Consider the following 26,943-nt stretch of genomic DNA (forward strand, 5'->3'; position numbering starts at 1 on the left):
CGCGGGATACCACTCACATCCCCGTGCGGCAACCATTCACTTGGCCTTCCCGCGACCGCACGGGGGTGCGTCCGGGACGGGGGCAGCCAGCCCGCTCAGCCGGTCCGGGGGGGGCGACGTCGATTCGTGATGCCGCCGCAATCTCGGCCTCCCCGCCATCGATTTCAGGGGGCGGCTCTGCTAGCTTTCCGGCTTTCTGTCACGGAAATAGGCAATGTGTTGGAAGCGTCTTTTCGCCTTGTTGTTTGCAGCGTGTTTCGCCTTCCCGGCCGCGGCTGAAAAGCGCGTCGCCCTCGTCATCGGCAATTCCGCCTACCAGAGCGTGTCGCGGCTGGAAAATCCCCGGAACGACGCGCTGCTGGTGGCCGACACGTTGCAGAAGCTTGGCTTCACGCTGGTCGGCGGCGGCGCCCAGGTCGAGCTGGACAAGGCGAGCTTCGACGCGGCGGTCCAGCGCTTCGGCAACCAGTTGATCGGTGCCGACGTGGCCCTGTTCTATTACGCCGGCCACGGCATCCAGGTCCGCGGGACCAACTATCTCGTGCCGATCACCGCGAATCCGACGCGCGAGACCGACGTCGATTTCCAGATGGTCGACGCCGCTTTGGTCCTTCGGCAGATGGACGGCGCAGGAACCAAGCTGAACATCGTCATTCTCGATGCGTGCAGGAACAACCCGTTTGGCGGACGGGGCTTGCGCGCCTCCGACGGCGGCCTGGCGCAGATCCGGGCGCCGGAGGGAACGCTGCTCTCCTATGCCACGCAGCCCGGCAACGTCGCGCTCGACGGGTCCGACGGACATAGCCCTTACACACGGGCACTGGTCGAGACGATGCAGCGCCCCGGTCTGGACGTGCTCCAGACGTTCAATCAGGTGGGACTCGCCGTCAAGCGCGCGACCGGCAGCAACCAGCAGCCCTGGGTCTCCAGCTCGCCGATCGATGGATCGTTCTATTTTTCAGGCGCGCCAGCAGGGCAGGTCGCGGCACTCAACGTGCCGGCACCGGTCACGACGCCTCCTGCGAACCTGCCGCCGTCCACAGCCCCGGTTACGAGAACCCAATCGGATTTCCTGTTTCCGGATTCGGATAGCCGGCTGCTTGCCGATGGTGATCTGAGGACGCTGAGCAAGGACGATCTGCGCCTTGCGCGCAACGAGATCTTTGCGCGGCGAGGGCGCTACTTCAACTCGCCCGATCTGACCGCGAGGTTCAGCAAGTTCGCCTGGTACGCGCCCCACACCTGGGACCCCCAGTTGAACGCCGTCGAGAAGGCGAATATCGCCTTGATCGATCGCTATGAAGCCGGCGGGCCGGCGCAAAGCGGCTTCATCTTTCCCGATTCGGATCGGCGGCTGCTGACGGTCGCAGACCTGCGCGGGCTTTCCAACGACGATCTCCGTATAGCGCGGAACGAGATCTTCGCGCGGCGGGGGCGGTATTTCGAGGCGGCCGATCTCAAGGCCCGTTTCGAACGTTTCCCGTGGTATTCGCCGAGCACATGGAATCCAAAGCTCAATTCGATCGAGGAGGCGAACGTTGCGCTGCTCGATCAGGCCGGCAAGCGTCGATGACGATTGCGTTGCGGGCGGCACAAGTTATCGTCGTTCTCGTGGCTGCGTCCGTCCCGGCGTGCGCCCAATCCAGGACGGAGCTTCTTGATCGGCTGGTGCGTGCCTACCCGGACTTTCTCTCCAGTCACGACGGCAAGCAGATATTTTGGCGCGATGGCACCGCGATGTCGGTGGACGATGGCATCGACGACAAATCGTTTGATCAGCGCCTGCGCAATGCTTCGGTCATCGACCAGCTCCGCTTGCCCTATCCCGTCGGCGCCTCCGCGCCGCCCGCGGTGAACGCCGATCCCGGACGATTCCGGAACGAAGCGTTCTTCAAGAAGATGTATGGCGACTGCCGCAATGGAGCGATACAGCGCAATCTCGTGACCATCACCTGGCTGCCGCGATCATGGGGGAAGGCGGTCCAGGTGACGCGGATCAATGGCGTGGCCGACCGGCTCAAGGAGGTGTCCGCGGAGATCGACAAGCTCGATCCGGCGCTGAGGGCCGCGGCCTTTCCGATCGCCGGCGTGCTGTCGTGCCGGCCCGTCGCCGATACCGGCAAGATGAGCATGCACGGCTATGCCGTCGCGATCGATCTGAACCTGAAATATTCCGACTATTGGCTGTGGGCGGGCCGCGGAAAATCCATCCCCTACAAGAACAGGATGCCACAGGAGATCGTCGATATCTTCGAGCGCCACGGCTTCATCTGGGGTGGGAAATGGTATCACTACGACACGATGCATTTTGAGTATCGCCCGGAACTGCTGGCCCGGTGATCCCGCATCGTTTCCGTGCGCCAGGCGGTCATTCATTCACGCCAAGCTGATTTCACTCAGGCGCAAAACGCGCTACGCAAGCGCCCATGTCCACGACCTCGATCTCTTCCTCCCGACCGCGCGCAAAAGTCCGGGTGAGCTATGACCGCTTCCGCGCCTGGCTGGTCGCCTGCGCGATCCGGCCTGAGGCCCGTCTCTGGCTGGTGATCCAGCTCGCCATCCTGCATGGCGTGCTCTGGACCTTCATCCTGGTCAATCTGAAGGCGGCGCAGGACGTTCACATGGACGTCGCAGAAGCCTGGGGCTGGGGCCAGAAATTCCTCTGGGGCTATGGCAAGCACCCGCCGCTGTCGGGCTGGGTCGCCGGCCTCTGGTTCAAGATGTTCCCCGCGACCGACTGGGCGACCTATGCGCTGGCGATGACGACGGTCGGCATCGGCATGGTGATCTGCTGGCTGGTTGCCTTGCGCGTGGTGGATGCGCGCCGCGCGTTCCTGGTCGTGGTGATGGTCGCGCTCTATCCGATCTTCAATTTCAAGGGCTTCAAGTACAACCCCGACCTGCTCCAGCTCGTCACGCTGCCCCTGCTGGTGCTCGCTTATCTCAACGCCTTCGAGAAGCGGAGCTGGCAGTCCGGCATCTGGCTCGGCCTTGCCGGCGCGCTGGCGCTGATGACCAAATATTGGGTGCTGACCATGATCGGCGCCATCGGCCTTGCCGCGCTGATCCATCCGGAGCGGATGAAGTTCCTCTCCTCGCCGGCGCCGTGGGTGGCGATCGCGACGATGGTCGTGGCGATGATCCCGCACATCGTCTGGCTCGCGGAGGCGCATTTCGTGCCGCTGACCTATGCCGGCGACACCTACAGCCTCGATGACGCGCGTCTCGTGCATCAGCTCGTGGCCGGTTACGCCTTGCATAATTTCGCGTTGCTGGCGCTGCCGGTGGCGCTGGCCGCGCTCGCCATGGCGTGGGTGCCGCCGTGGCTCGAGCTGCTCGTGCGTGCGCCGTCGCGCATCGTCACGCGCGCCTGGGCGCGCGGCGCCAATCCGGGCGTCAATGTTGCGCAGGCGCTGAATATCTGGATCGTCCAGATCATCGTCGCGGTCGGCCCGCCGCTCGGCGCGCTGGCCTTCAGCATCTACATGAAGACCGACTGGGGCATCTCGCTGTTCTTCCTGGTGCCGTTAGCGCTGGTCGCGATTCCGGCGCTGCGGGTGCAGAGCGCTGTGCTGTTCAACATCGCCGCGATCTGGCTCGTGCTCAGCGTCGCGACGCTCGCGGCCTCGCCCTGGATCGCCGCGCGCGAGATGGCCGCCAATGCAGGCAACGCACAGATCTATGGCGCGCGCTCGGAGCTCGCGCGCGAATTGACCCAGGCCTGGCACACCCGCTTCGGCTCGCGCTGGGCCGTCGTCGCCGGCACGATGGAGCAGATCCAGCCGCTGGTGTTCTACAGCCCGGATCATCCGTCCGCATTGCTGCCGTTAGAGGCCTGGGATTCCGGCCTGACCTCGCGCGACGACGTGAAGAAGTACGGCTTCATCGGCGTGTTCGACCCGACCGACGGCCGCCTGCCGGCCTTCGAGAAATGGGTGTCGGAGACTGCGCCCAACGCCGAGCGCATCGTGATGACGACGCGCCGTTTCACCCACGGCAAGGCCGGCCCGTCGATGAGCTGGAATATCTACATCGCGCCGCCGGCGAAATAGCGAAGGTGCCGTAGGGTGGGCAAAGGCGCGACGCGCCGTGTCCACCATCTCTCGATAATCGCCAGAAAAGTCGTGGGCACGCTTCGCTTTGCCCACCCTACGGCACTGAGCGTGTGGCTCAGACCCCTTCCTCGTTGAACTTGCTCTCAACCAGCTCCGTGATCGCCGCAAGCGCGGCTTCCGCGTCATCACCCGTCGCGGCGACGGTGATCGTCGTGCCCGGCCCCGCGGCGAGCATCATCAGGCCCATGATCGAGGTGCCGCCGACAGTCTCGCCGCCGCGCGTCACCCACACTTGCGCGTTGAAGCGCTCGACCGCCTGGACGAATTTCGCCGAGGCGCGCGCGTGCAGGCCGCGCTTGTTGATGATCAGGAGCTCCTTGGAGATCGCGCCCGCGGGCACGCCTGTCGCCGCTTGTGGCGCGTCGTCGCTCATTTGCCGGCGAGCACGCGACTGGCGATGGTGACGTACTTGCGGCCAGCTTCCTGGGCCATCGCGATCGCGTCCGGCAGCGGACGCTCCTCGCGCACCTTGGCGAGCTTCACCAGCATGGGCAGGTTGATGCCTGCGAGCACTTCGACCTTGGGCCGGCTCATGCAGGATATTGCGAGGTTCGACGGCGTGCCGCCGAACATGTCGGTGAGGATCGCAACGCCATCGCCGGAATCGACGCGGTTAACCGCCTCGATGATATCGCTTCGGCAGAGATCGGAATCATCTTCGGCGCCGATCGTGATCGCTTCGATTTGCTTTTGTGGGCCCATGACATGTTCAAGCGCTGCCTTGAATTCGTCGGCAAGGCGCCCGTGGGTCACAAGTACTAGACCAATCATCGGAAAACTCCTCGCGGGCGCTTTTGGTGCACCGCACGAACGCGCCACTTTGACCATCCAGAGCCCCCGCGCAAGAGGGGATGTTGCGTATCTCCCTGAATCTAGACGGATGGATGAGGGGAGCTGCGCCGGTCTACTCGGTCGCGATAGTGGGGTTCATATGGTTACCATTTCCCTTCAAACAATCGCCTGAGGGCTTAGCAGAAGGTTAACTCTTGGTAGTGGTCAAGGCCGCGACAACCAAAGGGAGGGGCGAATAGTCGCGGCTGACGGGGATTCGCGGTATTTCCACACCGAAAATGCTTGTTTTCAGGGATTCGGCCGCAGGCAGCCGCTCCGCGTCCTCAGCATCCAGATCGACCACGAGGCCGACGGTCGCATGCTCCACGAAGTCGCAGCGGCGGATTCCGAGGCCTCGGATCTCGATCAGGCCGGCCAGCGGAGGCGCGGGGCGGACCTCAATTTCGTTGCCGACTGTCGCCAGATGGACACGGTCATCACCGACCAGAACGGCCCTTTCGAGCAGGCCTGACCGCCCCGCCATGATCAAATCGAAGGCAAGGCGCGACTTGCCGGAGCCCGAGGGACCGCGGATCAGAACTGCGATCTGTCCGACCTTGACGGCGGAGGCGTGCACGCTGGGCCCGCCGTCGCTCATAGCGCCGGCAGTCTCACCACGAAGCGCGCGCCGGCAATTGTCGGAATGCCCTCGTCGTCCGCCGGGCCTGCGCGATTCTCCGCCCAGATGCGTCCACCATGGGCGTCGACGATCTGCTTGGAGATCGAGAGCCCGAGGCCGGAGTTCTGGCCAAAGCCCTGATGCGGACGATCGGTGTAGAAGCGCTCGAAGATGCGCTCCAGCGCGTCATCGCGAATGCCGGGGCCGTCATCGTCGACCACGATCTCGATCTCTCCGCGGACGCGGCGGCAGGTGAGGCGCACCTTGTTGCCGGCTTCGGAGAAGGACTGCGCGTTGGAGAGCAGGTTGGAGACCACCTGTCCGAGCCGAGAATCGTGGCCGGTCACCGCGAACGTGTCGGTCGGCCCGCGCCCCTCGAAACGGGCCTCGACCGCGACGTCGTGACCGAGCTTGGTTTCGTTGGCGACGGAGACCAGCGTGCCGAGCAGGCGCCTGATGTCGACCGGAATCGCATCCTGCCGCTGCAACTCGGCATCGAGACGGCTGGCGTCGGAGATGTCGGAGATCAGGCGGTCGAGCCGCTTGACGTCGTGCTCGATCACCTCGAGCAGGCGCGCGCGGCTGTTCTCGTTGCGCGCCAGCGGCAGCGTCTCGACCGCGGAGCGCAGCGAGGTCAGCGGGTTCTTCAGTTCATGCGCGACGTCGGCGGCGAACATCTCGATCGCCTCGATGCGGCTGTAGAGCGCGTTGGTCATGTCGCGCAACGCGCCGGAGAGATGCCCGATCTCGTCGCGGCGGCGGGTGAAGTCGGGGATCTCGACGCGGGTCTTGATGCGGCGGCGGACGCGCTCGGCGCTGTCGGCGAGCCGGCGCACGGGACCGGCGATCGTGCTGGCGAGCAGCAGCGACAGCATGATCATGACCGCGGCCGCGACGCCGCCGACCTTCAGGATGGCGAGGCGCTCGGCGGTGACCATCTGGTCGATGTCGTCGCCCTGGGTGGACAGCATCAGCGCGCCGTGGATGGCGCGCGAGCGCAGTACGGGCACGGCCACCGAGACGATCACCTCGCCGCGCGCATTGACCCGCACCATCGAACGCTTCTGGCCCTGCAGCGCATCGCCGACTTCGGCATAGCCATTGCCGTTCTCGGGGCCGAGCTCGCGATAGAGCGGCAGGTCGCCGCGGTTCAGCCAGGTGCGCACCGCGACCATGCCGCGCTCGACCACGCCGGGCTTCTCGGCCGACAGCGGCGGCAGCGGGAAGCGCAGCACGTTTTCGAGGTTGCGGCTGTCGAGCAGCAGGCTGCCGTTCGGATCGTAGATGCGGGCGCGCGTCTTGGTCGGCGAGATCAGCGTGCGCAGCACCGGCGCCACGCGCTCCGGATTGATCGGGAAATCCAGCGGCGAATAGTCGTCCGAGCCGCCATAGGTCTCGCCCGGCTTGAGGTCGAGCAGCCGGTCGGGGTCGATGGTGATGGCGTTGGTCTGCACGGTCGCAGAGGCCGCGATGGCGCCGGCGATGATCTCGGCCTGCACCAGCAGGCTCTGCGCACGCGCGTCGATCAGGCCGGCGCGGAATTGCGACAGATAGAGGATGCTGGCGACCAGCGCGACGAGGCCGGCGAGGTTGAGCGAGACGATGCGGCGGGTCAGGCTCGAGAAGGACAGCGCGAAGAAGAACTGCCCGGCGCGCTTGAGCCAGTTCAGCGGCCGCCATCCCTGCGGCTTGTCTTCGACGACGCGCTCCGGAGCGCCGTCGGATGCGATATCCCCGGCGCTCTGGTTCGTGTCAGGCTGCGTTCGGTCCAGCAATGCTTATGCCCGCGTTAGGACAGCTCGTGGCAATGGTCCCCGCATCCTAGAGCCATCCCGGTCGCGATGGAATCAGAACCGGCGATGCTCTCAGTCCTTCGTGAAGGCGCCCGCCGCCCTCAGGCTTCCTTGAAACGGTAGCCGACGCCGTAAAGCGTCTCGATCATCTCGAACTCGTTGTCGACCACCTTGAACTTCTTGCGCAGCCGCTTGATGTGGCTGTCGATGGTGCGGTCGTCGACATAGACCTGATCGTCATAGGCGGCGTCCATCAGCGCGTTGCGGCTCTTCACCACGCCGGGCCGGGTCGCGAGCGCCTGCAGGATCAGGAATTCGGTGACGGTCAGCGTCACCGGCTCGTTCTTCCAGGTGCAGGTGTGGCGTTCCGGATCCATGCGCAGCAGGCCGCGGTCGAGCGCCTTGGCGTCGTTCTCCTTCGGCGCGACGGTCGGGTCCTTCGGCGCCGAGCGGCGCAGCACGGCCTTGACGCGCTCGACCAAAAGACGCTGCGAGAACGGTTTGCGGATGAAGTCGTCGGCGCCCATCTTGAGGCCGAACAGCTCGTCGATCTCTTCGTCCTTGGAGGTCAGGAAGATCACCGGCAGGTCGGATTTCTGCCGCAGGCGACGCAGCGTCTCCATGCCGTCCATGCGCGGCATCTTGATGTCGAGGATGGCGAGATCGGGCTGGGTGGTGCGGAAACCGTCAAGCGCGGAAGCGCCGTCGGTGTAGGTCATGATGCGGTAGCCTTCGGCTTCCAGCGCGATCGAGACGGATGTGAGAATGTTGCGGTCGTCGTCGACCAAAGCGATTGTGGGCATGAGCCTCTGCTTTCTGCTTTCCGTTTGGGTCGTGGCTTGAACGGCGAGCAATCCAGTGATGCGCCGCATACATGGGTCCCGAACTTGGCGTTCGAACTTTTGTCACCGAGCAATGCAAGCTGGGCTGAAGTGTGACCAAGTTCCACGAAACACGGCAGATTCGCCGCATCTCGACCCATAACCGGACCCCCGTTTAGCCGAAAAAAGACCTCCCTTGCAACCACCTGAGCCGAGAAAGCCCATGCAACCGACCCCCGATTTCGACCCCGGAAAGCTCGCCAAATCGCTGCTGAGACGGTCCCGGCAGGGCGCTCTCGCAACGTTGATGGCGGACTCCGGCGATCCCTATTGTTCCCTGGTCAATCTGGCGAGCCACCCGGATGGCTCGCCCATCCTGCTGATCTCGGGGCTGGCCGTGCACACCCGGAACATCCTCGCCGATCCCAGGGTCTCCCTGATGCTGGACGAACGCGCTCCCGGCGATCCCCTGGAAGGGGCCCGGATCATGCTGTCTGGGCGGGCAGAACAGGCCGGGGACGAGAAAGATCTGCTCCAGCGGCGGTATTTGGGTGCCCATCCGTCGGCGGAAGCCTTTGTCTCCTTTAAGGATTTCTCCTTCTTCCGGATCCGTCCCACCGGCACCCATTTGGTCGCCGGGTTCGGCCGGATCGTCGATCTCAAGCCCGAGCAATTCCTCACCGACCTCAGCGGTGCCGAGGACCTGCTGGCGGCCGAGGAGGGCGCCGTCGAGCACATGAATGCCGATCATCGCGACGCCATGAACCTCTATGCGACCAGGCTGCTCGGCGCGCCGGCCGGCGACTGGCGCTGCACCGGCTGCGACCCCGAAGGCCTCGACATGCAGGACGGGCAGACCGCGCTACGGCTGGATTTCCCGGAACGCGTGACCGACGGCACGGCGCTGCGCAAGATGCTGGTCCGCCTCGCTGGCGAAGCGCGCACGAAGGTGGACTGAAGCGCAAGCCTTTGAACGCTGTGCCCCACCGCGGCGACCCAACACCGTAATGGTTCGAGGTCGGCCGCGAGAGGGTTCATGACACGCCGTCGTTTGACGCTGGTTGCGGGGATGGCGCTCGCGATCGCCACATCGCTTGCCACGCCCAGCCTTGCCCAGAAAGGTCTTGCAGCGGAGAGCGCGCGGATCAACGCGCTCATCAGTGCCGGCAAGTATCCGGAGGCTCTGCCGCTCGCGCAGGCGATGGTCGCGCGCCTGGAGAGCGACAACGGCCGCGAACTCTCCGCCGCACTCAACAATCTTGGCCAGGTCTATGCCGGCCAGGGCCGCGACGATCTGGCCGAGCCGGTCTACAAGCGCGCCATCGCGCTGATGGAGAAGGCGCTCGGCCTCGACACCGCCCTGATCGCGCCCGAGCTGAGCAATCTCGCCGCGCTGTATCAGCGGCAGGGCCGCTTCACTGAAGCCGAGCCGCTGTTCAAGCGCGCTTTGGCCGTCAGCGAAAGGAGCCTGTCGCGCGAGCATCCCGATGTCGGCCGGGCCCTCAACAATCTCGCCACGCTCTATGTGAAGCAGGAGCATTTTGCCGACGCCGAGCCGCTGTTCCAGCGTGCGCTCGCGATCTATCAGAAGGCCGCAGGTCCCGAGCATCCCGCGGTCGCCACCGTCCTGAACAACATCGGCCAGGTCGACCGTGACCTCAACCGCGATGCGGACGCCGAGGCGCCGATCAAGCGCTCGCTCGCGATCCGCGAAAAAGTGCTGGGGCCCGATCATCCCGATGTCGCGCGCTCGCTGAACAATCTCGCCGGGCTCTACGAGCACCAGCAGCGCTATGTCGATGCCGAGCCGCTGTATCGCCGGGCGCTGGCGATCCGCGAGCGTGCGCTTGGGCCGGAGCATCCGGACACTCTGACTTCGACCGGCAATCTCGCTTATTTCCTCTACGTCTCCGGTCGTACTGCCGATGCGCTGCCGCTGGCGGAAAAGACGCTTGCCAGCGGTCGCGCGCAATTGCGTATCGTGCTGCCGATCCTGTTCTCCGCGCGCCAGCAGCATCTCCTGCCCAACGACAAGGCGCTGGACGAAGCGCTCGCCGCGATCCAGCGCGGCACGCAATCCTCTGCGGCATCGGCCGTGAACAAGCTTGCGGTGAGGCTTGCTGCCGGCAGCGACCGGCTCGCCGAGCTCGTGCGCAAGGATCAGGATCTCAGCGCCGAGGCCGAGGCGCTCGACAAGGCGATCATCACGGCGGTATCCAAGCAGGCCGGGCAGCGCGATGCCGCGGCCGAGCAGCGCAGCCGCGCGCGGATCGCGGCGATCGCGAGCGAGCGCGCAGGCCTGCAGAAGACGCTCGCCGTAGAGTTTCCCGACTATGCCTCGCTCTCCAACCCGCTGCCGCTCGCAGTGAAGGACATCCAGCCGCTGCTGTCGGCCGATGAAGCGATGACGATCTATTCCGTCGTCGACAAGCAGAGCTACGTCATCGCGATCACGCGCGAGGGCGTGGACTGGAAGCAGGTTCCGCTCGGTGCGGACGCGCTGACGCAGAAGGTGTCCGCGTTCCGCAAGGGGCTCGACGTCGGCAAGGCGCGCGATGCCTCCGGCAAATCGGGCCTGTTCGACCTCGCGCTCGCCCATGAGCTCTATGCCGCGCTGCTCGGGCCGGTCGAGGCGCTGACGAAAGACAAGCGCAGCCTTCTGGTGGTGCCGTCGGCGGCGCTGACTGCATTGCCGTTTCATCTGCTCGTCACGGAGACGCCGCAAGCTGCGATCCCGGACAAGCTCGAGGGCTATCGCAACGCCGCTTGGCTGTTGCGGCGTCAGGCCGTCTCGGTGCTGCCGTCGGTGATCAGCCTGAAATCGCTGCGCGCCTTTGCGCGGCGGGATCAAGGCGTCAAGCCAATGACCGGCTTCGGCGATCCCGTGTTCAACCCTGCAGCCGAAGGGCCGGCCGACCGGCGCGCCGCGGGCGGCAAGGTTGCCGCGCGCAGCATCGCGACAATGGCCTATACCGATTTCTGGCGCGGTGCTGGCGTCGATCGCGCGCAGCTTGCGAAAGCGCTGCCGCAACTGCCTGACACCGCCGACGAGCTGAATGCGGTGGCGAAGGATGTGGGCGCCGGCGAGGTCGACATCCATCTCGGTCGCGACGCCAGCGAAACGACGCTCAAGCGTGCACCGCTTGCTCAATACAGCATCATCTACTTCGCCACCCACGGCCTCGTTGCGGGCGACGTCAAGGGATTGGGCGAGCCATCGCTTGCGCTCTCCATTCCCGATCAGCCCTCCGAGATCGACGACGGTCTGTTGACCGCGAGCGAAGTCGCGCAGCTCAAGCTCAATGCGGATTGGGTTGTGCTGTCGGCCTGCAACACCATTGCCGGCGATAAGCCGGGTGCGGAGGCACTGTCCGGATTGGCACGCTCGTTCTTCTACGCCGGCGCTCGTGCGCTGCTGGTCTCGCATTGGGCAGTCGATTCGGAAGCTGCCACCCGCTTGACCACGTCGACTTTCGCCCTGCTCAAAAACGAACCAAAAATCGGTCGTGCCGAAGCTTTGCGCCGCGCCATGTTGACGTACGTTGATGACGCCTCGTCGCCGCGTAATGCCTATCCTGCGATGTGGGGACCCTTCGCGCTGATCGGCGAGGGTGAGGTAAGATAAAACGCCGCAAGGGATTGTGCGTCGCAATAACCCCAGGCAACGCCAAAACAAGCATTTGGTTGCGCGATCATTCGTGATTTTTTTGATGCGCCTGCTCAGAGCAGACATGCGCGACGTTTGGCGCGGTCCTTGAATAAACCAAATCCTGCGGGATCAGCTTGGCAACGCCAGCGTTCATCAGTATTAGGTCGTCCAGCCGAGGCCGGATGGCCTACTATTCACGGTGACCGCGATGGTGCCAAAGCTTGGTCGCGCTGAGTGTCGCGGGTTCTAGGAGGATTTTTTCGTGCAAGAGACGGGCGTGCGCAACGGTGCCTTCGGCGCCGACAAATTCGGCTTAAAGAAGCTCAAGCAGGTTCACTGGAATCTGGGTGCGCCGCAACTCTATCAATACTCGCTCTCCGCGGGCGAGGCCGTGCTGTCTGCTGACGGCGCGCTCTGCGCCGACACCGGCGAGTTCACCGGCCGCAGCCCCAAGGACAAGTTTACGGTGCGCGACGCCACCACCGACAAGAAGATGTGGTGGGCCGGCAACCAGTCGATCACCGCTGAGCAGTTCGAGGCGCTGTACCAGGACTTCCTCAAGCACGCCGAAGGCAAGACCCTGTTCGCGCAGGACCTCTATGGCGGCGCCGATCCGGCCTACCGGATCAAGACGCGTGTCTTCACCGAGCTCGCCTGGCACTCGCTGTTCATCCGCACGCTCCTGATCCGCCCCGAGGCGGTCGAGCTGTCGAGCTTCACGCCGGAGCTCACCATCATCGACATGCCGAGCTTCCGCGCCGATCCGAAGCGCCACGGCTGCAAGTCCGAGAACGTCGTCGCGATCGACTTCGCCCGCAAGATCGTGCTGATCGGCGGCTCCTACTATGCCGGCGAGATGAAGAAGTCGGTCTTCACCACCCTGAACTATTACCTGCCCGAGCGCGGCGTGATGCCGATGCACTGCTCGGCCAATGTCGGCGCAGGCGGCGACACCGCGGTCTTCTTCGGACTGTCAGGCACCGGCAAGACCACGCTGTCGGCCGATCCGAACCGCACGCTGATCGGCGACGACGAGCACGGCTGGGGCCCGAACGGCGTCTTCAATTTCGAAGGCGGTTGCTACGCCAAGTGCATCAAGCTGTCGCAGGAAGCCGAGCCGGAGATCTATGCGGCTTCGACCCGCTTCGGCGCGGTGCTCGAGAACTGCGTGCTCGACGAGGACACCCGTGTCGTCGATTTCGACGACGGCTCCAAGACCGAGAACACGCGTTCGGCCTATCCGCTCGACTTCATCCCGAACGCCTCGCGCACCGGTCGCGCGCCGCAGCCGAAGAACGTGGTGATGCTCGCCGCCGACGCCTTCGGCGTGCTGCCGCCGATCGCAAAGCTGTCGCCGGCGCAGGCGATGTATCACTTCCTGTCCGGCTACACCGCCAAGGTCGCCGGCACCGAGCGCGGCCTCGGCAACGAGCCGCAGCCGGAATTCTCGACCTGCTTCGGCTCGCCCTTCCTGCCGCTCGACCCCAGCGTCTACGGCAACATGCTGCGCGACCTCATCGCCCAGCACAATGTCGATTGCTGGCTGGTCAACACCGGGTGGACCGGCGGCAAGTACGGCGTCGGCTCGCGTATGCCGATCAAGGTGACGCGCGCGCTGCTCACCGCGGCGCTCGATGGTTCGCTCCGCAATGTCGAATTCCGCACCGACAAATATTTCGGCTTCGCGGTCCCGACCGCGCTGCCGGGCGTGCCGGCCGAGATCCTCAACCCGGTCAACACCTGGAAGGACAAGGACGAGTTCGACAAGACCGCCCGCGCGCTGGTCGGCATGTTCCAGAAGAACTTCGCCAAGTTCGAGGCCCAGGTCGACGCCGAGGTGCGTGCGGCGGCGCCGGATGTGAAGATGGCGGCGGAGTAAGGTCGCGGAGCTTGAAACACGAAAGGGCGGCCGTGAGGCCGCCCTTTTTGTTTGTGGCATGATCTCTCCACTCGTCATTGCGAGCGCAGCGAAGCAATCCAGACTGCCTCTGCGGAGGGATTCTGGATTGCTTCGTCGCTACGCTCCTCGCAATGACGTGGAAGCAGCTCAGGCCTTGAAATACGCGATCTGCGTCGTGGTCGCGAGCAGCCGGCCGTTCGGCGACCACAGCTCGGCGTTCTGGTCGGCGTAGCTCTTGTGCATGATCTTCGAATCGGCGGTCGCCAGCACGCGCGTGATGTCTTCGGCTGCCAGCTCTTCGCTGTCGGTGTGGAAATAGGTCGTCAGCGATACCGTGCCGAACGGCACCAGCTCGCGCCGCGCGTGGAAGATGCGGCCGAAGAAGGCGTCCGACATCGACATCAGCGACAGCATGTCGAGCTGACGCGGCGTGCGGTCGCTGATCCAGATCTTCGAGTAGGTGCCGGCGAGCTCGGCCTGCGGCGGGCCGATGCGCATCTCGCCCTCGACGAAGCGGAATTCATACTGGTTGGCCCAGGATGCCTGGATTTTCGGGAACGGCAGCGTCTGTTCGAACGGCTTGGCGTCCGGGGCCTTCGCCACCCGGTGCTCCCAGGACGGCCGCCGCTCGGCGAACACGGCGGTGGCGAGCGTTGCGACCTCGCCGCCGCCTTGCGACAGTTCGACGCTCCAGTGCTGGCTGGAGCGGTTGGCCTTCACCAGCCGCACGTCGAGATCGAACGGGCCCTTGGCGATCGGCGCGCAGTAATTGACGGTCAGCGCCAGCGGATCGCCGGCGCGTTGCGGATGCTCGATCAGCGCACGCAAAATGGTTGCGGCCGTGGCGCCGCCGAATGGGCCGACAAAGGCCCAGTAATCGTCGCTGGTGTGCCCCTGCCAGCTGCTGTCACCCGCGGTGATGCGCGTGGCGTCGTCGAATGGGTGAGGGAGCTTGGCGTGCATTGTTGGTCCTCGATGCCTCCCCAGCCGTCATTGCGAGCGCAGCGAAGCAATCCAGAGTCTTTCCGCGGAGACAGTCTGGATTGCTTCGCTGCGCTCGCAATGACGGTGTCTGAGGTGACGGCGTCTGCCTTACAGGCACCGTTCCGGGGGATGATGACGATCATATCATCATCCGCTTGCCGAGATGCAATAACCTCGCAGGTAACGCCGATTTCACGCCGCGGAAAATCAGCCCGCGACGTCGCGCAGGTTCGGCAGCAGCGGCGTGGTCGGGTTGACCGGAACGTTCCAGATCTCCTCGGCATATTCGCGGATGGTGCGGTCGGAGGAGAACCACGCCATGCGCGCGACGTTGAGGATGGAGGCGCGCGTCCAGGCCGGCGCCACCTGCCAGCGTGCGTCGACCGCGCGCTGCGCCTCGTAGTAGGAGTCGAAATCGGCGCTGACCATGTAATGGTCGAGATAGCGCAGCGCATGCGCGATGGATTCGAAGCGGCCGGGATCGCCGGGCGAGAACTCGCCGGCGGCGATCGCATTGATGGCGCGCTGCAGCTTCGGCGACTTGCGGACCACGTCGGAGGCATCCAGCCCCTGCTTGCGGCGGATCATCACGTCGCCGGCTTCCATGCCGAAGATCGCGATGTTCTCGGCCCCGACATGGTCGCGAATCTCGATATTGGCGCCGTCGAGCGTGCCGATGGTGATGGCGCCGTTCAGCGCCAGCTTCATGTTGCCGGTGCCGGACGCTTCCATGCCGGCGGTGGAGATCTGCTCGGAGAGATCGGCCGCGGGAATGATGACTTCGGCGAGGCTGACATTGTAGTCGGGCAGGAACGCGACCTTCAGCTTGCCGCCGATCGCGGGATCGTTGTTGACGACTTCCGCGACGTCGTTGATCAGCTTGATGATCAGCTTTGCGTAGCGATAGCTCGCCGCCGCCTTGCCGGCGAAGATCTTGACGCGCGGCACCCAATTGCCGTTGGGATCGTCCTTGATCGTCTGGTACAGCGCGACCGTCTCGATGACGTTGAGCAGCTGGCGCTTGTACTCGTGGATGCGCTTGATCTGCACGTCGAACAGTGCGCCGGGGTCGACCTTGATGCCGAGCCGCTCGCCGATCAGGCGCGCCAGCGCCGCCTTGTTGGCGTGCTTGACGGCACGGAATTTCTTCTGGAATTCGACGTCGCTGGCGCGGGCCTCGATCAGGGAGAGCTGGGTCGGATCGTCGAGCACGGCGTCGCCGCAGGTCTCGCGCAACAGGTCGGTCAGCTTCGGGTTCGCCAGCATCAGCCAGCGGCGGAAGGTGATGCCGTTGGTCTTGTTGGTGATGCGGCCGGGATAGAGATGATTGAGATCGTGGAACACGGTCTCGCGCATCAGGTCCGAATGCATCGCCGAGACGCCGTTGATGCGATGCGAGCCGACGAAGGCGAGCTGGCCCATGCGGACGCGGCGGCCGCTCTTCTCGTCGATCAGCGAGACCGAGGCGCGGAAGTCGATGTCGCCGGGTGCGCGCGCTTCGGCGAGCGCCAGATGCTGGACGTTGATGCGGTAGATGATCTCGAGATGCCGCGGCAGCAGCCGCTCGAACAGCTCGACCGGCCAGGTCTCCAGCGCTTCCGGCAGCAGCGTATGGTTGGTGTAGGAGAGGGTGGCGACCGTGATCTTCCAGGCCTCGTCCCAGCGGAAATTGTGCAGGTCGACGAGGATGCGCATCAGCTCGGTGACGGCAAGGCTCGGATGGGTGTCGTTGAGCTGCACCGCGACCTTGTTCGACAGGCTGCGCAGCTGGCCGTCCGACGACAGGTGCCGCTTGACCAGATCCTGGAGCGAGGCCGAGACGAAGAAATATTCCTGGCGCAGCCGCAGCTCGCGGCCCGCCGGGCTCTCGTCGTTGGGATAGAGGAATTTGCAGATCGCTTCCGCGCGCGCCTGCTCGGCGCTGGCGCTGACATAGTCGCCCTTGTTGAAGGCATCGAGCTTCAGCGGATCGGGCGAGCGCGCCGACCACAGGCGGAGTGCGTTGACGTGCTGGCCGCGCCAGCCGACGATCGGCGTGTCGTAGGCGATCGCCTGCACGGTCTCAGCCGGGTGCCAGATCGCGCGGTCGCGGCCCTTGTCGTCGACATGCTCGACGCCGCCGCCGAAATTGATGTCGTAGATCACCTCGGGCCGCTGCAATTCCCAGGGATTGCCGAAGCTCAGCCATTCGTCGGGATATTCCTGCTGCCAGCCCTGATTGATGATCTGGCGGAACAGGCCGTAATCGTAGCGGATGCCGTAGCCGATCGCGGGGATCGACAGCGTCGCCATGCTCTCCATGAAGCAGGCGGCGAGCCGCCCGAGACCGCCATTGCCGAGCGCCGCATCCGGCTCGCATTTGCGCAGCTCGGGCAGCGAGACGCCGAGATCGCCGAGTGCGACCTCGAAGATATTCAGGAGGCCCATATTGTTCAGCGCGTCGGTGAACAGACGACCGATCAGGAATTCGAGCGAAAGGTAATAGACTCGCTTGCGCCCGGCGTCGTAGCTCCGCTTCTCCGCGCTGAGCCAGCGATGCACGATGCGGTCGCGCAGCGCGAGCGCGGCGGCCTGGTACCAGTCATGCTTCGTCGCCATGCCTGCGTCCTTGCCGATGGCAAGGCGCAGCTTCGCCAGGATCGCGCCCTTGATCTCAGCCAGCGCGAGCTCGTCGATGGGCTGGCCGGGAGCGGGAAAATTTGGCTGGAACGATTGATCTTGCAAGGCCGTCACTTCCTGGTCGAAACAACACCACTAAACCTACGCGTCTTGTAACCCTAAGCGTCCTGCCCCTGCACCGGAACCATCGCTGGCGCGGCCGTGCACTGCGCTGGCGTAAATTTATGCAAGGAATGGGCCGTTTGGGAACCCGGACGAGCACGGAAAGACGCGGATTTCCTGCTAGAATGGCGGCCAATTCAGCCAGCAGTGTGGAGGAGACGCCATGCGACTGTTGATCGAAATCGCTGCCGCCACGTTCCTCGTCGTCTGCATCACCGCCTCCAGCGCGGCATTCGCCGCCGGCAAGACCGGTCGCAGCGCCGACGGCCTCAGTTGCGGCTTTGCCGTCCCGCAAAACGCCTCACCCGCCACCCGTTGCGCCGCCATCAAGCGCCAATGCGGCGGCAAGTTCTACGCGAACGCGTGCGGGGACAGGTTGGTGTCGGCGGCGAATTGAGGGGCGATGCAATAAGGTTGGTGTCGTCCCGGCGAAGGTGCTCGCCATGTCGTCGTCCTGGCGAAAGCCAGGACCCATTACCCCGACTGTCAGATGAGGCCCGACCGGTCATTCCAGTCCGGGTCCTCTTGCTCGATCAGTTTGATCTTCCAGTCGCGTTTCCAGAACTTCAGCTGCTTCTCACGCGCGATGGCTTCCTGCGGTGTCGCGAACGCTTCGATGTAAACGAGGCGGAGGATCTTGTACTTCTGCACGAACTTGGAGCCGCGGCCTCTTCGGTGCTGCTCGAGCCGCATGCGGATGTTATTGGTGATGCCGATATAGATCGTGCCGTGTCGCCAGAATGTAGACGTAGTAGCTGCCTGTCCACATGGCTCGAGCCCGCAAAAGCAAAGCTGACCGGGGTAATGGGTCCTGGCTTTCGCCAGGACGACGATCTCAACAATCGATCTTTCAACATCGGAACAAATTAAGAACACTTTAGCAAGTCTTTGATATATCATTGTGATTCGGCGCGTTGCCGACACAATATCTAGCGTTTGCCCGACCTTGCGAGGACTACATGTCCACCATTGCCTTCGATCAGTTTGCCCTCACCCGGATCGCCGATTTCGCGCGTTCGCTGTCGCGGCTGCATCAGGCGGCGCGGCGGCAGAGAATCGATGACGACCAGTTCGATCGCGAGTTCAACGCGGTGTGCCAGTCGATCTGGGGCTACACCATCGACGACATCAGCGACGATCTGTTCTCGGTCGAGGATCATCTGTTTCTCGACACGCTGGACGAAGCGCATGCGCGCATCTTCGCGGCCGAGCAGGGGTATGACCTCATCGGCGAGGCGGGCATGCTCACCGACTGGTGGGGATTCTGCTGGATGATCCTGGCTGAGAAGCGCGGTTTGCTCACGGCCGAGAACCGCGCAGCCGCGCGCGCGGCGATCGAGGAGAAATATCTGACGGCGCCGAACGTGATCGGGGTGATCATCGGGAGGTGACGCGACGACCTCCGTCATTGCGTAGCGAAGCAATCCAGAATCTTTCCGCGGAGGGACCCTGGATTGCTTCGTCGCAAGGGCTCCTCGCAATAGCGGCTTGGAGAGAGTTGGGACTACTCCAGTCCCGCGCGCTTCGCCGGCTTCTGCGCCGTCGTCTTCGGCACCGTCACGTCAGGCAGCGCCTCGCGCACGATCTCGGCCGGGGCCGGCGCATCGGCCGACACCGTCTCCGCGCGCACCGGCGCCACCTTCATCTCGCCGAGACGGGCGCGGACCTGCGCGGTGAGGCCGGGATAGGAGGCGACCGGGGTGAAGTCGGCAGCCTGGTCGTTGCCGACGCGGATGCCGGTATAAGCAACGAGGCCGTCGCTGGTCGCGATGACGTCGCCGGCTTTCAGCGAGGAGTCGAGCGCGAGATCGACCGGGGCAAGGCCGGCCGGCTCGCGGCCGTTGCAGGTGCAATCCGACCGCAGCGCCTTGCGATAGGCGAACGCATTCTCGCTGTCGGCGTAGCGCTCGCCGGTCTGGGAATAGGCGCCGTCGATCGAGGAGCCGAAATAGACCTTGGTCGCGCTAGCGGGACAGAACGCCTGACACATCTGTGCGGGCGAGGCGAGGCCACGCATCAGCGGAAAATATTTGCCGTCACAGCTGCGCACGCAGAAGGCAGGTCCCGAGCCGCCGGCCGCGGCCGAGCGTGTCGGCGGCACATATTGCGAGGTTGCGGCATTCTGCTGGCCGGTGAAGGGATCGGTGTACGTGTTCGCCTGCTGCGGCACCTCACGCTGCGGTCGCTGCTGCTGCATTCCGCCGAAGAGGAAGTCGAACAGGCCCTCGGCCGAAACCGGGGCGGGAGCCGCGAGCGTCGGAGCTGCAAGCATGGCGGCCACAAGCATCGCGCGACGCCGCCGGCGCGCATGGGACATGACTGTACGCAATGCCTACTCCACCCGACGCTACTGAACCGGGCCGAGACCGAGAGGTCTCAGCACATGATTCACCATAAGGCGCGATGGTAAATGAGCAGTTGAGCGGAGGCGGTTTCAAGACGAGGCGGTGGCCTCTTTAAGGCCGGGCGCAGCTTTGGACGGATGGTTGCTTCCGGGGCACACTGAGGCATGACGGCGAAAGATGTTTCGCCGCGTCAAGCCTTCAAGAATTCCGACGCCTTGTACAGCGAGCGGAACGGCAGGCCGGCCGCACCGAACGTGTCGGTGGCGCCTTCCTCGCGGTCGACCATGGTCAGCACCAGCACCACTTCGGCGCCGGTCTCGCGCACCGATTCCACCGCTTTCATCGCCGAGCCGCCTGTCGTGGTGACGTCCTCGACGATCACGACGCGCTTGCCGGCCAGCGTCTCGCCCTTGGGCAGGCCCTCGATCGCGAGCTTGGCGCCGTGCTCCTTCGGCTTCTTGCGCACGAAGAAGGCGGCGATCGGATGGCCCTTGATCCAGGAGATCTGCGCCAGCGCGCCGGCGAGCGGCACCGCACCCATCTCGAGCCCGCCGATGAAATCGAGCTGGTCGTCCTTCAGTGCCTCATAGGTCAGCTCGGCCAGCAACGTCGCGCCCTCGGGGTCGAGCATGGTCGGCTTGAGGTTGAAGTAGAAATCGCTCTTGCGGCCCGACGCGAGCGTCACCTCGCCACGGCCGAATGAGCGCCGGCGGATGATCTCGAACAGGCGGGCGCGGGAAGCGGATTTCGACACGGCGGTCCCTCGAACAGCGTTTTTGGAGGAGGCGGAATTTATCCGCGACGGCCGCGACATGCCAGAGGGGGCAGGCCCCGCAAGACCACCGTCAACAGGGCATCGCCCGCGGCGATCGGACAGCCACCATGCCCGACCGCTGGTTGAAAGACCGAGATGTCCTGGGCTAGTGGGATGCCAGCAATGCGGGAAGGAACAGCCAAATGACCATCGAGCTCCACACCTGGAATACGCCGAACGGCCGGAAAATCTCGGTCGCGCTGGAGGAGATGGGGCTGCCCTACAGGGTGATCCCGGTGAACATCAGCAAGGGCGAGCAGATGGCGCCGGAGTTCCTCAAGCTCTCGCCCAACAACAAGATTCCCGCCATCGTCGACCCCGAGGGGCCCGACGGCAAGCCCGTCGGCATCTTCGAGTCAGGCGCGATCCTGCTCTATCTCGGTGAAAAGACCGGCAAATTCCTGCCGAAATCGCTCAGCCAGCGCATCCCGGTCTATGAATGGCTGATGTGGCAGATGGGCGGCTTCGGCCCGATGCCCGGCCAGGTGCATCATTTCATCGCGCTCGAGAACGAGCAGGACCGTGCCTATGGCCTGAAGCGCTACATGGCCGAGACCCGCCGGCTCTACGGCGTGCTCGACCGCCGGCTTGAGGGGCGCGACTTCGTCGCCGGCGACCTCTCGGTTGCCGATTTTGCCATTTTGGGCTGGGCCTGGCGCCACCCTCGCCACAAGGTTGAGCTGGCCGACTTCCCCAACGTCAAGCGCTGGTACGAGGCCCTGATGGCCCGCCCGGGAGTGAAGCGGGGGATGGACGCGAAGCTGGATTAGCCTGCCAGCAGCGCAGCGCGCGAGCGGTGCGCTGCAGAGCCGGGGCCCATGCCTCTGCGAATTCTATCCTTAGCCTTCTGGGTCCCGGCTCTGCGCAGCAGCGCAAGAGCGCTGCAGCGCGTCCGGGACACGATGCGGCTTGCGACGTCGGCTACACCTTCTTCGCTTCCACCGCCATCCTGACCGCGAGCCCGGCGAGCACCGTGCCCATCAGCCAGCGCTGCACCAGCATCCAGCTCGGCCGGCTCGAAAGGAACAGCGCGATCGATCCGGCGGCGAGCGCGATCATCGCATTGACGCTGACGCTGATCGCGATCTGGATCGCGCCCAGCACCACCGACTGCGTCAGCACGCTGCCGGCGGTGGGATCGATGAACTGCGGCAGCAGCGCCAGATACAGCATCGCGATCTTGGGATTGAGCAGGTTGGTGACGAAGCCCATCGCGAACAATTTGCGCGGGCTGTCGATGGCGAGCTTCTTCACCTGGAACGGCGACCGGCCGCCCGGCTTCACCGCCTGCCAGGCGAGCCACAAGAGATAACCGGCGCCGGCAAAGCGCAGCGCGTCATAGGCGAAGGGAATGGCGAGCAGCAGCGCCGTGATGCCGAACGCCGCGCACAGCATGTAGAACACGAAGCCCAGTGCCACGCCGCCGAGCGAGACGATGCCGGCCGCCGGCCCCTGCGTGATCGAGCGCGAGATCAGATAGATCATGTTCGGCCCGGGCGTGAGCACGAGACCGAGGCAGACGAGGGCGAAGCCGAGCAAAGCGGAGGTGTGGGGCATGGGCGAACCGGTGCGGGAGATGCAAAGGTTCTAGTATGCGAGGAGCGGCGGAGCCATCACGCAATTGCTCGGAGGACAATTAGGCGCTCGTGCTCACCCCACGGTCGTCCCGGCGAAGGCCGGGACCCATAACCACGAAATCGAGTTGGGCGAAGATTGCCAACTGCCATCTCGTGTCACAACTTCTCCCTGGGGGTATGGGTCCCGGCCTTCGCCGGGACGACACCGAGCGAGACTAATGCGCCTCGTCCCAATTGTTTGCCGCGCGCGCGTCGACGTGCAGCGGCACCGAGAGCAGCACGGCGGGGAATGGCGCGTCCTGCATCACCTTCTGCACGACGGGGAGCGTCGCTTCGACCTCTGCCTCCGGCACCTCGAAGATCAATTCGTCATGCACCTGGAGCAGCATCTGCGCCGAGAGCTTCTTCTCGGCGAGCGCATCCTCCACCCGCGTCATGGCGCGGCGGATGATGTCGGCGGCGGTGCCCTGGAGACGGGCGTTGATCGCGGCGCGCTCATTGAAGGCGCGCACCGAGGCATTCGAGGCCTTGATGTCGGGGTAGTGGCACTTGCGGCCGAACAGCGTGGTGACATAGCCGTGGCTCCGGCAGAAATCGCGCGTCTCGTCCATGTAGGCGCGGATGCCGGGGAAGCGCTCGAAGTATTTCTTGATATAGGCGGAAGCTTCTTCGCGCGCGATGCCGAGCTGGTTGGCCAGGCCGAACGCCGAGATGCCGTAGACGATACCGAAATTAATAGCCTTGGCGCGGCGGCGGATCTCGCTCGGCATGCCCTTGATCGGCACACCGAACATCTCGGAGGCCGTCATGGCGTGAATGTCGAGCCCGTCGCGGAACGCCTGTTTCAGCACGGGAATGTCGGCGATTTCGGCGAGTAGGCGCAGCTCGATCTGCGAATAGTCGGCGGACACCAGCTTGTGTCCTGATGTCGCGATGAAGGCGCGCCGAATCTTGCGGCCGTCCTCGGTGCGCACCGGGATGTTCTGCAAGTTGGGCTCGTTCGACGAGAGCCGGCCCGTCGTGGTCGCCGCCAGCGCATAGGTCGTGTGCACGCGATGCGTCTGCGGATTGACATAGGTCGGCAGCGCGTCGGTATAGGTCGATTTCAATTTTGAAACCTGCCGCCACTCCAAAATCTTCCGCGGAAAATCGTGGCCCTGCTCGGCGAGGTCGTCGAGCACCTGCGCGGTGGTGGACCACGCGCCGGTCTTGGTCTTGGTGCCGCCGGGCAATCCCATCTTGCCGAACAGGATGTCGCCGATCTGCTTGGGACTGCCGACATTGACGGGCTCGCCCGCGATCTCCTGGATCTCGGCTTCGACCCGCGCTGCGGTCTGGGCGAAGTCGCCGGAAAGCCGCGACAGCACTTGGCGGTCGATCGAGATGCCGCGCCGCTCCATGCGCGCGAGCACGGAGACCAGCGGCCGCTCCAGCGTCTCGTAGACCGTGGTCATGTGCTCGGCGATGAGCCGCGGCTTCAGCACGCGCCAGACCCGTAGCGCGATGTCGGCGCCTTCCGCCGACAGCGGCGCGGCCTTGTCGATCGGCACCTGGTCGAAGGTGATCTTGCCCTTGCCGCTGCCGAGCAGCTCGCCCTCCTTGAGCATGGCGTGGCCGAACCAGCGCTCGGACAGCTGCTCCAGCGCATGCGAGCCGCGTCCGGCGTCGAGCACGTAGGAGATCAGGAGCGCATCGTCGATGTTGCGCAGGGTGATGCCGTGCTGCGCCAGCATCACCGCGGTGAATTTGACGTCGAAGCCGATCTTGAGAATGCCTGCCGATTCCAGCACCGGCCGCAGCGCTTCGATCGCATCGGCATGCTTGACCTGATCGGGCGCAAGGCCCGCGTCGAACAGGCCGCCGCCGCCGCCGGATTGCTTGTGCGCCAGCGGCACATAGCAGGCCTCGTTCGGCGCCAGCGCCAGCGCGATGCCGCAGAGATCGGCCTGCATCGGATCGATCGAGTTTGCCTTGATCTCGATCGCGACATGACCGGTGTCATGGATGCGCGCAATGAAGGCGTTGAGCTCCTTCAGCGACTTGATCGCCTGATATTTGGCCCGGTCGACCGGCAGCTTGCGCAGGGCCTCCTCGCGCGCCGCGGCGAGCGAGATCGGCCCGCCCTTCGGGCTCGCGGCCTTGTCCTCCTTGCCCGCTGATTTGTTGGGCTCGTTCGGCCGGGCCTGTGGCGCCGTGCCGCTGCCCGGCGCGGGCACGACGTCCGAGGGCGGCAGTGGCGAGAAGACGCTGGCGCCACTCGCATAGCCGGGATCGGCGTCCACGTTGGACGGATCGATCTGCGAATACTCCGCGACGCGACGCGTCAGCGTGGTGAACTCCATCGCCTTCAGGAACGCGATCAGCTTGCGCGCATCCGGCTCGTGGACCGCGAGGTCGTCGAGCGGTACCTCCAGATCGACCTTGTCGTCGAGCAGCACGAGCTGCCGCGAGATGCGCGCCTTCTCGGCGTTCTCGAGCAGTGCCTCGCGCCGCTTCGGTTGCTTGATCTCGGTGGCACGGAACAGGAGCTGTTCGAGGTCGCCATATTCGGTGATCAGCTGCGCCGCGGTCTTGATGCCGATGCCGGGGACGCCGGGCACGTTGTCGGTGGAATCGCCGGCGAGCGCCTGCACTTCGACCACCTTCTCCGGCGGCACGCCGAACTTCTCGATCACTTCGGGGATGCCGATGCGGCGATCCTTCATGGTGTCGTACATCATGATCTTGTCGTTCACGAGCTGCATCAAATCCTTGTCGGAGGACACGATGGTCGTGGTGGCGCCGCGCGCGGACGCCTGTCGCGCGTAGGTCGCAATGAGATCGTCGGCTTCGAAGCCCACCTGTTCCAGGCAGGGCAGGTCGAAGGCACGCACGGCTTCGCGGATCAGCCCGAACTGCGGGATCAGATCATCGGGTGCCGGCGGCCGGTGTGCCTTGTAGTCGGGATAGAGCTTGTTGCGGAAGGTGATCTCCGACTTGTCGAAGATGATCGCCAGATGCGTCGGCCGGTCGGCCTCGGGCATGTCGCGCAGCAGCTTCCATAGCATGTTGCAGAAGCCGAGCACGGCATTGACTTGCAGGCCGTCGGACTTGCGGTTCAGCGGCGGCAGCGCGTGATAGGCGCGGAAGATGTAGGAGGAACCGTCGACCAGGAACACATGATCGCCCTTGCCGGCGGCCTTCGCCGCAACCGGTTTGGCAGCAGCTGTCGCAGCCGCGGGCTTGGTGTCGGCGGCAGCCTTTGGCGCGGCCTTGGTGTCAGCTTTGGCGGTGGTCTTCGGGGATGTTTTGGGCATGGCCGCAATGTATGAATTTTTGCGGGCTTTGACAGCCTTGGGAGGGGGATTTTTGGCCGGATTCCCACACCTCTCGTCGTCCCGGACGAGCGCAGCGAATCGGAGCGAAGGTCCGGGACCCATAGCCACAGGATGTAGTTTTGCGAAGACTCGTGGTTGCCATCTCCCGCCATAACCGCTTCCTGGGGTTATGGGTCCCGGCTTTCGCCGGGACGACACCGAGAGTGCAGCTACTCCGCCGCCTGCAACACCGGCCCGGCCTTCTTCGGCGCGATCCAGAATGCATCCGGTCGCTCGAACAGGAAGTGTGCGTTGAGCCGCAAGGCAACCTGCCAGATCACAAGCGATCCGATCACGCCGGCGATGGTGACGACCAGCGACACCGTGCCGATATCGGGAATGATGCCGGTGCGGAGCAGCAGCGTGCGCGTCGCCGCCATCGGCAGGAAGAAGGCGAGATAGATCACGATCGAATGCTCGCCGCAGAAGCGGAAGAAATTCAGCCAGTGTGCGCGCGCGAGCAGCGTGCCGGTCGTGATGATGGCGCAGGCGCCGGCGAAGCCGAGCACGAGCGACACGATCTTCCATTCGCTGACACCAATCGCGACGAGGCCGGCATTGACCAGCGCCCAGGCCGCGAGCGCTGCGATCGCCCATGCAGGATGGCTGCGCGCGCGATCCGACAGCGCGAACACGTAAGGGGCGAACAGATAGCCCGAATAGAAATAGACGAAGCGCGCGCAGAACTCGTCGATCGCGGTCCAGCCGGTCGTGATGCGCGCCGTCTCCAGCGCTGCGGCAATGAGCCAGATCGCGAGCGGCGGAAGTTTGCGTGTCAATTTTGTGACGACGAAGAAGACCGGCAATAGATAGATGAACCAGAGCGTGCCGAACGGCTCGATGAAGGATTCGAGGTACAGGAGGCCGACCTCGCGCCAGCTCGTCTCCGCGGCAAACGCGGGCGCCTTGAAGCCGAACTGGATTGTCACCCAGACGACATAAAAATAGGCGAAATGCATCACCTTGCGGTCGAGATAGGTTCGCCAGTCGCGGTCGATCACGAGCGGCAGGAACAGGCCCGAAATCAGGAAGAAATCCGGCATCCGGAACGGCTTTGCGAAGGCCACGACGACATGCATGAACCCGGTCTCGCCGGCGGCGAGCTCGACCCCCAGCACCGAATGCATCATCACGACCATGACGATGCAGATGCCCTTGGCATAGTCGACCCAGTCGACACGCGCGGCAGCAGGGGCCTTGGACGGCCCGTGTGCTACGATTGTGCCTGATGAAGCCATGGTGTCCCTTTTCGAGCCGTATTCCGCCCGGCCCTGTATGGGCGTGGGGCAGTTTGAAGCCCCGCGGTTTCAGACTTCTTTACCGGTTCAAGTCGCGTGCCGGTTTTTGCGTCGCTGACC

Annotated in this window: 21 protein-coding genes and 1 pseudogene; 9 read left to right on the plus strand and 13 right to left on the minus strand. The window is 64.7% G+C overall.

What is annotated here, in order from left to right; genetic code table 11:
* Nucleotides 1-214 precede the first annotated feature (214 nt).
* From N2603_RS03575 to N2603_RS03585, 3 genes are all read left to right on the plus strand, one after another.
* Nucleotides 215-1,573 (plus strand): caspase family protein, encoded by a 1,359-nt coding sequence (locus N2603_RS03575; protein ID WP_260387719.1) that lies wholly within the window; start codon nucleotides 215-217, stop codon nucleotides 1,571-1,573.
* Between the two features lie 95 nt (nucleotides 1,574-1,668).
* Entirely contained in the window at nucleotides 1,669-2,340 is a 672-nt protein-coding gene (locus tag N2603_RS03580; protein WP_260387720.1) for a M15 family metallopeptidase, read from the plus strand.
* A gap of 86 nt (nucleotides 2,341-2,426) precedes the next feature.
* Nucleotides 2,427-4,052, plus strand: a complete 1,626-nt coding sequence (locus N2603_RS03585; protein ID WP_260387721.1) for a glycosyltransferase family 39 protein — start codon at nucleotides 2,427-2,429, stop codon at nucleotides 4,050-4,052.
* A gap of 118 nt (nucleotides 4,053-4,170) precedes the next feature.
* Here the strand turns inward: N2603_RS03585 and N2603_RS03590 are convergent, their stop codons facing one another.
* The 5 genes from N2603_RS03590 to N2603_RS03610 all read right to left on the minus strand — a co-directional run bounded on the left by N2603_RS03590 (nucleotide 4,171) and on the right by N2603_RS03610 (nucleotide 8,161).
* Nucleotides 4,171-4,488 carry an HPr family phosphocarrier protein gene (locus N2603_RS03590; protein WP_018646749.1) on the minus strand — a complete coding sequence of 106 codons (318 nt, stop codon included), beginning with the start codon at nucleotides 4,486-4,488 and terminating at the stop codon, nucleotides 4,171-4,173.
* Nucleotides 4,485-4,886: a PTS sugar transporter subunit IIA gene (locus N2603_RS03595; RefSeq protein WP_007597752.1), complete on the minus strand. Its 402-nt coding sequence runs from the start codon at nucleotides 4,884-4,886 to the stop codon at nucleotides 4,485-4,487. Before N2603_RS03595 ends, N2603_RS03590 begins: the two co-directional genes overlap by 4 nt.
* A gap of 208 nt (nucleotides 4,887-5,094) precedes the next feature.
* On the minus strand, nucleotides 5,095-5,544 hold the full coding sequence (locus tag N2603_RS03600) for an HPr kinase/phosphorylase (protein WP_260387722.1): 450 nt from the start codon (nucleotides 5,542-5,544) through the stop codon (nucleotides 5,095-5,097).
* On the minus strand, nucleotides 5,541-7,340 hold the full coding sequence (locus N2603_RS03605; RefSeq protein WP_311741111.1) for a sensor histidine kinase: 1,800 nt from the start codon (nucleotides 7,338-7,340) through the stop codon (nucleotides 5,541-5,543). Before N2603_RS03605 ends, N2603_RS03600 begins: the two co-directional genes overlap by 4 nt.
* Before the next feature lie 119 nt (nucleotides 7,341-7,459).
* Nucleotides 7,460-8,161, minus strand: a complete 702-nt coding sequence (locus N2603_RS03610) for a response regulator transcription factor (RefSeq protein ID WP_008542552.1) — start codon at nucleotides 8,159-8,161, stop codon at nucleotides 7,460-7,462.
* 241 nt (nucleotides 8,162-8,402) lie between these two features.
* On the opposite strand from N2603_RS03610, the gene N2603_RS03615 reads away from it, so the two are divergent.
* The 3 genes from N2603_RS03615 to N2603_RS03625 all read left to right on the plus strand — a co-directional run bounded on the left by N2603_RS03615 (nucleotide 8,403) and on the right by N2603_RS03625 (nucleotide 13,707).
* Complete coding sequence (locus N2603_RS03615; protein ID WP_260387723.1) at nucleotides 8,403-9,137, plus strand: HugZ family pyridoxamine 5'-phosphate oxidase; 735 nt, start codon at nucleotides 8,403-8,405, stop codon at nucleotides 9,135-9,137.
* A 78-nt stretch (nucleotides 9,138-9,215) separates the two neighbouring features.
* Complete coding sequence (locus tag N2603_RS03620; protein WP_260387724.1) at nucleotides 9,216-11,804, plus strand: CHAT domain-containing tetratricopeptide repeat protein; 2,589 nt, start codon at nucleotides 9,216-9,218, stop codon at nucleotides 11,802-11,804.
* A 286-nt stretch (nucleotides 11,805-12,090) separates the two neighbouring features.
* Nucleotides 12,091-13,707 carry a phosphoenolpyruvate carboxykinase gene (locus tag N2603_RS03625; RefSeq protein ID WP_260387725.1) on the plus strand — a complete coding sequence of 539 codons (1,617 nt, stop codon included), beginning with the start codon at nucleotides 12,091-12,093 and terminating at the stop codon, nucleotides 13,705-13,707.
* Nucleotides 13,708-13,875: 168 nt separating this feature from the next.
* On the opposite strand, the gene N2603_RS03630 is transcribed toward N2603_RS03625, so the two are convergent.
* Nucleotides 13,876-14,691: an acyl-CoA thioesterase gene (locus tag N2603_RS03630; RefSeq protein ID WP_260387726.1), complete on the minus strand. Its 816-nt coding sequence runs from the start codon at nucleotides 14,689-14,691 to the stop codon at nucleotides 13,876-13,878.
* A gap of 228 nt (nucleotides 14,692-14,919) precedes the next feature.
* Nucleotides 14,920-17,436, minus strand: coding sequence for a glycogen/starch/alpha-glucan phosphorylase (locus N2603_RS03635; protein ID WP_260387727.1), 2,517 nt, complete (start codon nucleotides 17,434-17,436; stop codon nucleotides 14,920-14,922).
* Between the two features lie 220 nt (nucleotides 17,437-17,656).
* On the opposite strand from N2603_RS03635, the gene N2603_RS03640 reads away from it, so the two are divergent.
* Entirely contained in the window at nucleotides 17,657-17,890 is a 234-nt protein-coding gene (locus tag N2603_RS03640) for a hypothetical protein (RefSeq protein WP_260387728.1), read from the plus strand.
* Between the two features lie 89 nt (nucleotides 17,891-17,979).
* Here N2603_RS03640 and N2603_RS03645 read toward each other — a convergent pair.
* Nucleotides 17,980-18,262: pseudogene (locus tag N2603_RS03645) on the minus strand (GIY-YIG nuclease family protein).
* Nucleotides 18,263-18,452: 190 nt separating this feature from the next.
* On the opposite strand from N2603_RS03645, the gene N2603_RS03650 reads away from it, so the two are divergent.
* Nucleotides 18,453-18,884, plus strand: a complete 432-nt coding sequence (locus N2603_RS03650; protein ID WP_260387729.1) for a hypothetical protein — start codon at nucleotides 18,453-18,455, stop codon at nucleotides 18,882-18,884.
* 113 nt (nucleotides 18,885-18,997) lie between these two features.
* Here N2603_RS03650 and N2603_RS03655 read toward each other — a convergent pair whose 3' ends face one another.
* Both N2603_RS03655 and pyrE read right to left on the minus strand, forming a co-directional pair.
* Complete coding sequence (locus tag N2603_RS03655; protein WP_260387730.1) at nucleotides 18,998-19,780, minus strand: DUF2865 domain-containing protein; 783 nt, start codon at nucleotides 19,778-19,780, stop codon at nucleotides 18,998-19,000.
* 248 nt (nucleotides 19,781-20,028) lie between these two features.
* The gene (gene pyrE, locus N2603_RS03660) at nucleotides 20,029-20,592 is read right to left on the minus strand and encodes an orotate phosphoribosyltransferase (protein ID WP_018647906.1); all 564 of its coding nucleotides are present in this window, start codon (nucleotides 20,590-20,592) and stop codon (nucleotides 20,029-20,031) included.
* Between the two features lie 203 nt (nucleotides 20,593-20,795).
* On the opposite strand from pyrE, the gene N2603_RS03665 reads away from it, so the two are divergent.
* Nucleotides 20,796-21,422 (plus strand): glutathione S-transferase family protein, encoded by a 627-nt coding sequence (locus N2603_RS03665; RefSeq protein WP_018647907.1) that lies wholly within the window; start codon nucleotides 20,796-20,798, stop codon nucleotides 21,420-21,422.
* Nucleotides 21,423-21,573: 151 nt separating this feature from the next.
* On the opposite strand, the gene N2603_RS03670 is transcribed toward N2603_RS03665, so the two are convergent.
* The 3 genes from N2603_RS03670 to N2603_RS03680 form a co-directional block, all read right to left on the minus strand.
* Nucleotides 21,574-22,209, minus strand: coding sequence for a LysE family translocator (locus tag N2603_RS03670; RefSeq protein WP_018647908.1), 636 nt, complete (start codon nucleotides 22,207-22,209; stop codon nucleotides 21,574-21,576).
* A 235-nt stretch (nucleotides 22,210-22,444) separates the two neighbouring features.
* On the minus strand, nucleotides 22,445-25,525 hold the full coding sequence (gene polA, locus N2603_RS03675) for a DNA polymerase I (protein ID WP_260387731.1): 3,081 nt from the start codon (nucleotides 25,523-25,525) through the stop codon (nucleotides 22,445-22,447).
* A 230-nt stretch (nucleotides 25,526-25,755) separates the two neighbouring features.
* Nucleotides 25,756-26,823, minus strand: a complete 1,068-nt coding sequence (locus tag N2603_RS03680) for an acyltransferase family protein (RefSeq protein ID WP_260387732.1) — start codon at nucleotides 26,821-26,823, stop codon at nucleotides 25,756-25,758.
* Between the last annotated feature and the right edge of the window lie 120 nt (nucleotides 26,824-26,943).

This window comes from Bradyrhizobium huanghuaihaiense, assembly GCF_025200885.1.
Taxonomy (GTDB): Bacteria; Pseudomonadota; Alphaproteobacteria; order Rhizobiales; family Xanthobacteraceae; genus Bradyrhizobium; species Bradyrhizobium huanghuaihaiense.